Raw genomic sequence first — 7647 nt, 5'->3', positions numbered from 1 at the left:
CGTGCGGATGTACTATACCCAGGCTAAAGCCTTATTCCGTGGTGGTTTTAGCGCTCAACCCCTCAAAACCCGTACCCATGTAGCCCTTGCCAAAATACCGCGATACGTTCCTTCGGAACAGGCTCCGCCAACGCGGTATTTTTGCAATATGACAAGAGATCGGTTGAAACCCACGCCACATCAGGGTTTCAGCGATTGTACCCATGTACGGCGGCTAAAAAATCGCGGAAAGCCGCACGGTGAGGCAGTTTTGATTTTTTGGTTGGGGGAACTTCAGGTTAATTGACGGGTATACCGATAACTTATCAACAAAACCCGCCCTCTTGTCGTTTAGATTTGAGACAAAGGACGTAGCATGCTTCTCAAAGGAGCAAGTAGGACGAATGACAAATGAAGAATGACAAATAGCTATTTTGTCAAGATCAGTTTTAGATCAAGAGCAAAGTGCGTCAGAACTGATCTAGAAGATCGTCTAGCTTATGAGCCAATATAATAAGTAGCAAGACTCCAGATGCAGTCATCAACCAAATAACTCTGCCTGAAGGAGAAAAGCATACACCCTGATACTTGTCCTCAGCCTTTCACAGAAAGCGCTGAGGTTTTTCGTATATGGGGAATTGCACATCGCCCTTCAACACTAAGTCAACTTCATGGTTGATGGTTCATAGTTCATCGCAATCCGCAATCAACGATGAACAATCAACGACGAAGCCCAAACTTGTTTCTCACCAACCAGCCAAACCCCAAAACGCCAAGCCCAAAAACAGCGCTAGGTTCTGGTACAGAAACCGAGGCGGGACGCAACGAGTAGGTGACACTACCATTACCCACCTCAAAGGAGGTTTCATCGATATAGTTAAACTGGTCTCCTCCTCCCAAGCCATTGGGATTGTCGCCAAATATGGAGAAAATGGCGTTATTCGAGACTGTATATTGCAATCCCACTAGGCTTCCCTGGTTAAATTCGACCAAGGGAAAACCAAAGTCAACTAGATCGTCATCAGCTTCAGTATAGGTAACCCCTAAAAAGTCAAAGGATATAGACAATCCCTCTGCAATTCCCACCGATTCGACCCCACTTGCGGTTAGGGTCGAGTCATCATAGCTGAAAAACCCCTGATATTGGGTATCGGTCAATGAACCTGTGGTCACATCCACCGTGAAATCGTAGGTAATGATCGCCGCTTGTGCTGAGTTAGCCTCGATTGTGGCAAAGCTCAAAGCTACTCCAGCCGTAGCAACCGCTAATTTTTGGTAGTTCTTCACCCTATCCCTCCAATTTGGCTCTGTGGCAATATGATATAAAATTTGAATCTGCGTATTAGTTTTATCGTAAAGCTCTAACATCATAACGGCTGGGGAAGAACAAATCTTTACAAAATCTGCCTAAAGTCGTCAAAAATCTTTACAAAATTTTATATACAAGCGTTACCCTACCCCCATATAGTTAGTAGATATCATACAGTCATCAAAAAAATCATCATAAATAACTCGCTTTTTATACGGGTAAGGGTAAAAAAATGGCGAAATCTCCCTTGATTAAAATCCTGCGTCAAGCCTACAGAGTTGCTCAGATATCCAGAAAAACAGGTATTCCCCCTGCCGAGGTCATTGGCAACCTGAATCTGAAAGCCAAAACCTCTCGTCGCCGTTTACTACAAGGTGGTTTAGCCTTAGCTGGAGCAACGGCGGCTACGACCTTTCGGCGGGATGGACATCGTGCTGTTGCTCAACCCGGAGTCTCCCCAGTCTTAGTGGTGGGTGCAGGAATTGCTGGATTGACCGCCGCCTATCGCTTGCAGCAAGATGGAGTTCCCGTGGATGTCATCGAAGCAAGGAATCAAGTCGGAGGTCGGATTCGGAGCATGCCTAACGCGGCTGGGACTAACACTCTAGCCGAGTTAGGGGGCGAATATATCAACACGGGTGATTTTTGTATGCAACGTTTGGCAGCGGAACTTGGTTTCAAACTCATCGACCTGTTCGAGGTCTTTGAAGGATTGATACCGGAAACTTTTTTCTTTGAAGGACGCCGAGTTCCCCTGGAAAAACTTATTCAAGACTTTATCCCTGCGGCTGAGCAGATTGAAACGGATTTAGAGGCAATTGAGAATTTTGAAAGCTATGCTATACCTGATCCGCCGACAGAAACTTTAGACAGAATTTCACTCAGCGAGTATTTAGAACGTTTACCAACAACACCAACGATCCGCAAGATACTTGATGTGGCGTATGTGCTGTGGGAAGGCGTAGAGGTGCAAGAGCAGTCCTCGATTAATCTCCTCTACAACATAGGTACTGAACCGGGTGAATTTGCTCTTTACGGTGTATACGACGAGCGCTATCAGATTGAAGGAGGCAACAATCAAATTCCGCGCCGATTGGCAGAACTCCTCACCGATTCGATAGAAACTGGGGTAGCTTTAGAGTCCCTGAGTCAACTGTCGGATGGGCGCTATCGAGTAAGCTTGCGCTCTGAAGGTAGAACCTTTGAGCGCAAGTACGAACGAGTTTTGTTGACCTTGCCTTTTAGCGTACTGCGTACCCTCGATCTCCGGATTGATTTACCACCAGCGAAAAAGCTAGCGATCAATACTCAGGGTTATGGGACTAACTCCAAATTATTTACGGGCTATCAGAGCCGATTATGGCGCGATCGCTATAACTCAAACTGTAAGGTCTACACGGACTTACCGTTTCAAAGTACCAGGGAAGCTACCCCCTTTGCTCCTGGTTCTGAAGGTTTAGTGGAAAATTATACTGGCGGTCGCCAAGGTCTAGTCCTGGGAACTGCAACGCCGGAATTTCACGCCCAACGATTTGTCCCTCAGTTAGAGCAGGTATTCCCTGGCATTAGTGCAATCAGGCTACCTGGTGCTGTTCGTGCCTACTGGTCAGGTGAACAATACTCTCGTGGGTCGTATTCCACCTATTTAGTGGGACAATATACTCAACTATACGGTGTACAGCCAGAGCGCGTGGGTAATCTCTTTTTTGCTGGTGAACACTGTTCCTTAGAATTTTGGGGTTTCATGGAAGGAGGTTGTGAAACAGGTGAAATGGCTGCGACTCAAATCCTGGATGATTTAAATTTGTCACCGAGTGGGGCTTCACAGAGGATTCGAATCAACCGCGTACCCCTAAGGCGCGATCGCTTTCGTCCCTTTGATCGGCAGCAACGGAAACTGCGACGGCAACAGCGCCTACAGCGTCTGCAGCAGCTTCAGCCGCGTCGGTAAGATTTATGTTTCCAGCCAAAGTTCAGAGTCAAGTGAATGTAGACAGAAGCGGAAAGTATGCTTAAACTGAGTTCATTTTTCATCGCTCATCTTGCCTTACTACTGCCAGGAATAATTTTCAATCGTCCCCTATTAGCCGATACCCCTGATCCAGAAGGGTTAATCCAGCCGTTTGATGCCCCAGTTTGTTATATGGAAACTGGAGATGGCAGGATACTTGATCTGAGTCATTTGTGTCAAACCCAACCCGAAGCCGCTACCAGTCGTTGTATTTCCGAGGCTGATGGAATGTCTGTAAGTCAGGTTAATTACAACGGTAATTCTCTTATCGGTCAAGTAACCAATCGAACTTGCGATCCGGTTCAACTCGTCAGAGTCAATTATCAAGTCCTGGATAAGCAAGGAAACCCAATTGATAATGGATTCATTTATGCTGAACCGACAATAGTTCCTCCAGGAAAAACGGCTTCATTTAAGGGAATGGTTGTCCCCGGTGTCGAAGTCAATGTTACTCATGTCGAGTGGAGTGATACGGAAGCAACTGACAACTGATTTTAATTTTTTCTACCTGTGAGTTCCACATCTCCAATGAAAACCCGATATTCCGGATTACGATTGCCCTCAACGACTGCGGATAGCTTGAATAAATTCGTTTACGGCATCATACTGATCAGGATAAGCAATGTAGCGTAACAACAACGCCTTATCCAAATCGGGGAAAAAGGGACTACGGTTCACCTCTTCGTACTCTAGAGAAGCGCCCAGAGAGAATATCCTCATCTGATCGGATTTCCAGAACCAGACTTCAGGCACTCGTCTGGGTTTATACAAATCCCGTCTGTCGATATATTACTTAGGATTTATGATCAGTGTGGCAAGTTCTCCAGCGTACCGATAATCTTGCACCATTTCCAGTAAATCCCGGTCAACCCAACCATCAAGCCAACTGCTTCACGCGAAATTGCTGCAACTCTTCTGGACGCATCGCCCCTTTTTCGGTAATAATGGCTGAAATTAACTCGGCAGGCGTGACATCAAACCCTGGATTATAAAACTCCACCCCCGTGGGACAAGTCACCGTCTCACCGATTTGATAAATTTCTGAGGGATGGCGTTCTTCAATCGGAATTAAATCCCCTGTGGGTAACTCAAAATCAACCGTAGATAGGGGGGCGGCGACAAAGAAGGGAATATTATGTGCCTTGGCGAGTAATGCCACACTATAAGTGCCAATTTTATTTGCCGTATCTCCATTGGCGGCAATTCTGTCTGCACCCACCACTACGGCATCAATCAATCCCCGATTCATACAATGGGCTGCCATATTATCGGTAATCAACGTTACTGGGATTCCCTCTTGCACACATTCCCAAGCCGTCAGTTTTGCCCCTTGCAACCGAGGACGAGTTTCAGATGCATAAATTCTGGCTAACCGCTTCTCGCGCCAGATTGAACGCACGACTCCCAAGGCTGTACCGTAGCCGGCTGTGGCTAGGGAACCCGCATTGCAATAGGTCAGAATACATAATTTTTCTGGAGTCGCAGGCATAGCTGCCAACCCATTATCCCCGATCGCTTTACAGATCTCTAAATCTTCAACCTGAATCGCTTGGGCGGTTACTAACAATGCCGTTTTTAACTGATCCACCGAACCAATTGTTTCATGGGCAGTTTTCAACATCCGGGCGATCGCCCAAAATAGATTTACCGCTGTCGGGCGAGTCTGGCGCAGGAGTTTGGCAACCTCTTCGAGTTCAGTGACAAACGTCTCGCGATCGTCTGTTTTAATGTCTCGCGCTCCCAAGTATATCCCGTAAGCCGCCGCCACACCAATCGCCGGCGCCCCTCGGACAATCATGGTTCTAATTGCCCGTGCCATATCCTCACAGCACTTAATTTCAACGACGGCATAGTTTTGGGGTAAACGGGTTTGGTCAATCAGTAGCACGCGATCGTCGCGCCAAACTATGGGATACACCGGATTGCTGGGCATGGTTACTAATGGGAGTTAACGTGGGAAACTGACTATAGTTTAACTTGTTTTGTTCATTCGTCATTTGTCCTTTGTCATTCTCGCTTCCCTTGAGAAGCAAGCTATGTCCTTGGTCTTTTGTAAAGTTGGATACATCCCTTCCGTGACTCCGCCTCATCAGTCATTATTTCTACTTCATTACATATTTGGCTTTCAACCAGGAGCGAATTTTTCGGATCAGGTAAACGAATAAACTCTTGGAGAGTTTATTAAATTTATAGTAAAAGAGAATATCCATCATCTCTTGAGTCTCTAGAGGAGTTAGATAAAAGACGCCTTCATCAATTTTGTTGTCGCTTTCAATCAAATAGCGCTTCATGCCAATCTTTTCTGACAAATTCCAGATTCGATGAAATTTTTGATGGATTTCTTTTTGATAATTTTGAAAACTGGCTGATTGACCCTTTAAATACTGCTGAATATGCTTGCCAGCGATTTCGGCACAATGCATGGCATGGCGAATCCCTTCTCCGCCCAAAAGGTTCACCATCGATACCGCATCCCCAATGGCAATAATATTATCGCGATAGTAAATATCCCTCAGTCCACTGGAATAGTGCAGCGTTGACCCATGAATATCGATTATCCTATAGTCTTGGGCTTGTATATGCTCATGAATAAGTAAATCAATATAATATCGAATCGATTCAGTTTGATTAATAATTTGGTGGTCTAATCGATAAGATGCCGCCCCTACCTTTAACCGAGGCTTCTCCATGGGAAAAATCCAAGAATAGCCTTTTGGCATCCATTTATGTCCCAAGAAAAACCAGAGAGAATTAGTATACTTATCATAATCATCATCTGAGACTTCAATTAAATATTCAATCCCAGACGGCTTTAGGAACGCAGGTTTCTCACTTTCTTTCCTATACATAACCGCTCTAGCGGGTCCTGTAGCATCCACTAGCACCTGGGTGGTGACAGTAATGGCTTCACCCCCTCGCGGCTTCAGTTCAACCAACGTCTCGCCCTGTTTTTGGGCATATCTGACATATCGACATCCCAGCCAAACCTCACTGCCATAAGATTTCACTTCATCAGCCAGAAATTGTCTCAACTTGGCGAAATTTAAAACAGCCCCTAAGGTTTGCGGAGCATCCCAATTTCGGGTTAAATTTGTAGTAACAATGACTAGATTATGCCAAAAACTGCCGACAACATCCTCAGGTAAGTCAAATTTTTCTAAGGTTTCTAATGGCGTAGCCGCACTGGAAAAATCATTTTTCTCAAAGGTTTCATGCTGTTCGACCAACAAAACCTGATAACCGGATTTAGCTAACCACCTTGCACAATGTCCCCCGGCTGGACCTGCGCCGACTACTACAACATCGAATTTTCGCATACTATATTAGTAAAGGGTGTCATGATTCCAGTCTCTCATACCAGGTTGCCCGTTTAGTAGTAACCGTTAATTTTTTTTGGCAAAGGGTAAATGGAAAACTTGCTTCCTTTCCGTCCTACTCCTTTACCCTATCCATCTGTTACTGCGCTTAAAGAGGATTTGGCGATAGCTATACATCCTCGATGATCAGTTGAAATATTGCTCAGTCCTGAATGACTAACCTACTCCCCCCTTTCATCTTAAGCAGGAGAGGGACTTTTGAGCTACGAAATGCAACTGAGGAACAAATAAACCATTCCAGAAGTATGTATGAAACCATCTAAACGCGAGCAAATTGCCCAAGCCGCTATGCAACTTTTTATCCAGCATGGCTATAGGGAAACAAGTATGGATCAGATCGCCGCCGAAGCAGACGTATCTAAGCATACCATTTACAATCATTTTCAATCAAAAGAAGGATTATTTATCGAATTGGTGGAACAGTTCATCTGTGAGCAATTTCAGCTTGAGTTTAATTCTGACCTGTCGGATGAGCCAGCCGCAGGGTTACGGAGATTGGCAGAGGCATTTCTAGCGAAACTGAATAATCCAGAGTACGCGGCGTTTCTACGTTTATTGATTGCTGAATCTGGTCATTTTCCGCACTTAGCACAATTGTTTATCCGCCGATTTATTGGGGAAGAACGTCATAATCTGAAGCAGTATTTTGAGTCCCATCCAGATTGGCATATTGGTGATCCGGAGGTGATTGCTTATATTTTTTTGAGTTCTATGTCTTCCTTGGTACTTTTTCAAGAGGTTATGCACGGAAAGTCAATTTTGTCAATTGAACAAGACCGTTTAATTGACCAGTTAGTTGACTTGGTTTTATCGAACTCGGCTGTCCAAGTTTTATCACCGCCCTGAGACGAATGGTTTCCGTGATAAGTTTATCATTGGTCAAATTTAGCGGTTGAGATTAGGGCGGGTTTTGTTTTTCATTTATCGGTGAATATCTGAATTTAGTCCCTAAACCCGCCCCTACAGATTCC

At 45.1% G+C, this 7647-nt stretch carries 9 protein-coding genes; 4 read left to right on the top strand and 5 right to left on the bottom strand.

Going from position 1 to position 7647, the window contains the following annotated elements; all coding sequences use genetic code 11:
- On the top strand, positions 1-286 hold a 286-nt coding region (locus tag ACLFWI_RS22830), incomplete at its 5' end, for a hypothetical protein (protein ID WP_446414833.1).
- A 413-nt stretch (positions 287-699) separates the two neighbouring features.
- On the opposite strand, the gene ACLFWI_RS22825 is transcribed toward ACLFWI_RS22830, so the two are convergent.
- Positions 700-1266 (bottom strand): PEP-CTERM sorting domain-containing protein, encoded by a 567-nt coding sequence (locus tag ACLFWI_RS22825; RefSeq protein ID WP_446414832.1) that lies wholly within the window; start codon positions 1264-1266, stop codon positions 700-702.
- A gap of 254 nt (positions 1267-1520) precedes the next feature.
- Here ACLFWI_RS22825 and ACLFWI_RS22820 point away from each other — a divergent pair, with 254 nt between their 5' ends.
- Together ACLFWI_RS22820 and ACLFWI_RS22815 are read left to right on the top strand one after the other, a co-directional pair.
- Positions 1521-3239 (top strand): flavin monoamine oxidase family protein, encoded by a 1719-nt coding sequence (locus ACLFWI_RS22820; RefSeq protein ID WP_446414831.1) that lies wholly within the window; start codon positions 1521-1523, stop codon positions 3237-3239.
- 57 nt (positions 3240-3296) lie between these two features.
- Positions 3297-3791, top strand: coding sequence for an FxLYD domain-containing protein (locus ACLFWI_RS22815; RefSeq protein ID WP_446414830.1), 495 nt, complete (start codon positions 3297-3299; stop codon positions 3789-3791).
- A gap of 69 nt (positions 3792-3860) precedes the next feature.
- On the opposite strand, the gene ACLFWI_RS22810 is transcribed toward ACLFWI_RS22815, so the two are convergent.
- From ACLFWI_RS22810 to ACLFWI_RS22795, 4 genes are all read right to left on the bottom strand, one after another.
- Entirely contained in the window at positions 3861-4052 is a 192-nt protein-coding gene (locus tag ACLFWI_RS22810) for a hypothetical protein (protein WP_446414829.1), read from the bottom strand.
- A gap of 124 nt (positions 4053-4176) precedes the next feature.
- Complete coding sequence (gene mtnA, locus ACLFWI_RS22805) at positions 4177-5232, bottom strand: S-methyl-5-thioribose-1-phosphate isomerase (RefSeq protein ID WP_446414828.1); 1056 nt, start codon at positions 5230-5232, stop codon at positions 4177-4179.
- Positions 5174-5296 (bottom strand): hypothetical protein, encoded by a 123-nt coding sequence (locus tag ACLFWI_RS22800; protein WP_446414827.1) that lies wholly within the window; start codon positions 5294-5296, stop codon positions 5174-5176. Before ACLFWI_RS22800 ends, mtnA begins: the two co-directional genes overlap by 59 nt.
- Positions 5297-5401: 105 nt before the next feature.
- Positions 5402-6616, bottom strand: coding sequence for an NAD(P)/FAD-dependent oxidoreductase (locus ACLFWI_RS22795; protein WP_446414826.1), 1215 nt, complete (start codon positions 6614-6616; stop codon positions 5402-5404).
- Between the two features lie 309 nt (positions 6617-6925).
- On the opposite strand from ACLFWI_RS22795, the gene ACLFWI_RS22790 reads away from it, so the two are divergent.
- Complete coding sequence (locus ACLFWI_RS22790) at positions 6926-7522, top strand: TetR/AcrR family transcriptional regulator (RefSeq protein WP_446414825.1); 597 nt, start codon at positions 6926-6928, stop codon at positions 7520-7522.
- Positions 7523-7647 lie beyond the last annotated feature (125 nt).

The organism is Coleofasciculus sp. (genome assembly GCF_046539235.1).
Lineage (GTDB): Bacteria > Cyanobacteriota > Cyanobacteriia > Cyanobacteriales > Coleofasciculaceae > Coleofasciculus.
This window is presented reverse-complemented; position numbering and strand designations above follow the sequence as displayed.